The organism is Kitasatospora sp. MBT63, from assembly GCF_000710465.2.
GTDB lineage: Bacteria > Actinomycetota > Actinomycetes > Streptomycetales > Streptomycetaceae > Kitasatospora.
In genome coordinates, this window is record NZ_JAIZ01000477.1 from 1 (window position 1) to 1,317 (window position 1,317).

The window sequence follows — 1,317 nt, forward strand, 5'->3', positions numbered from 1 at the left end:
TGAGGTGACCCCTGGAGTGTGGACACAGGGGTTTCATGCCGCGAGGGAGAGTTTAGCCGGGGTGTGGTGCTGTTGTTCGAACTCCAGCGGTGAGAGGTAGCCGAGCGCGCTGTGGCGTCGGCGGGCGTTGTAGTAGGTGAGCCACTGGAAGATCTCCAGCCTCGCCTGGCTCATCGTCCGGAACAGCGTGCGGTGCATGGCCTCGCGCTTCAGGCTCTGCCAGAGGCTCTCGGCCAGGGCATTGTCGTAGCTCGAGCCGACCCGACCCATGCTCCGGCGGATGCCGTAACGGTCGCAGACCTGCGCGAACGCGGTCGAGGTGTACTGGGCCCCGCGGTCCGCGTGGAAGATCACTCCGGTGACGTTCCCGCCCCGGGCGGCGACCGCGGCCTCGAGAGCGTGGATGACCAACTCCGCGCGCATATGGGTGGCCATCGACCAGCCGACCACCCGGCGCGAGCGGATATCGATCACGCAGGCCAGGTAGAGCCAGGCGCCGCAGACCTGGATGTACGTGATGTCGCCGCACCACCGCTCGTCGAGGGCGGCGGCGGTGAAGTCCCGCTGCAGCAGGTCCGGCACCGGCGGCGCGACCGGGTCCGGGACCGTGGTGCGCTTCTTGCGCCGCAGGTGGCGGCCGACGATGCCGTGCTCGCGCATCAACCGGGCGACCCGCTTACGGTTGACGGTGTGCCCGAAGCCGCGGAGCTCGGCGTGGATGCGCAGGACGCCGTAGGTCTCCTTGTGTTCGGTGTGGATCCCGCGGATCTCCTCGACCAGGGCGTCCTCCTCGGCCTGGCGGCGGGCGCGGGCCTCGGTGCCGGCGGTCCACCGGTAGTAGCCGGAGCGGGAGACCTGCAGAACCCGGCACAGCCGCTGGACGCCGAAGTCGTCGGCGTTGGCGGAGATGAAGTCCCAGCGGCGGGGCTTCACTTCATCTCCTTCGCAAAATACTGGGCCGCCCGGCGCAGGATCTCCCGCTCCAGCTGCCACTCCTTCTCCGCCCGGACCAGCCGGGCGTTCTCCGCCCGCAGCCGCGCCAGCTCCGCCTGAGTACTCTCCGGGCCCGGCCCGCCGCCGGGCTCCGGACCGATGTTCTCGGCGTCCCGCACCCAGGTCCGCAGGGTCTCGGGGTTGACGTTCAGGTCGGCCGCGACGTCCTTGAACGTCCGCCGGCCGGCCGAGGCCCGCCACAACGCCACCGCGTCGGACCTGAACTCCACGTTGTACTTCGAGGGCCGTGCCACGTAGATCTACACCTTCCAGGATCACCAAGATCCATTGTCGGGTGTGTCCACATCGCAGGGGTCACCTCAG

Annotated in this window: 1 protein-coding gene; it reads right to left on the reverse strand. The window is 69.3% G+C overall.

Annotated features, from left to right (window positions below; all coding sequences use genetic code 11):
* Window positions 1-33: 33 nt before the first annotated feature.
* A protein-coding gene (locus AA75_RS25970) for an IS3 family transposase (protein ID WP_149038380.1) occupies window positions 34-1,247 on the reverse strand; the annotation gives its coding sequence in 2 pieces (ribosomal slippage) (window positions 34-998 and window positions 998-1,247; 1,215 coding nt in all).
* Between the last annotated feature and the right edge of the window lie 70 nt (window positions 1,248-1,317).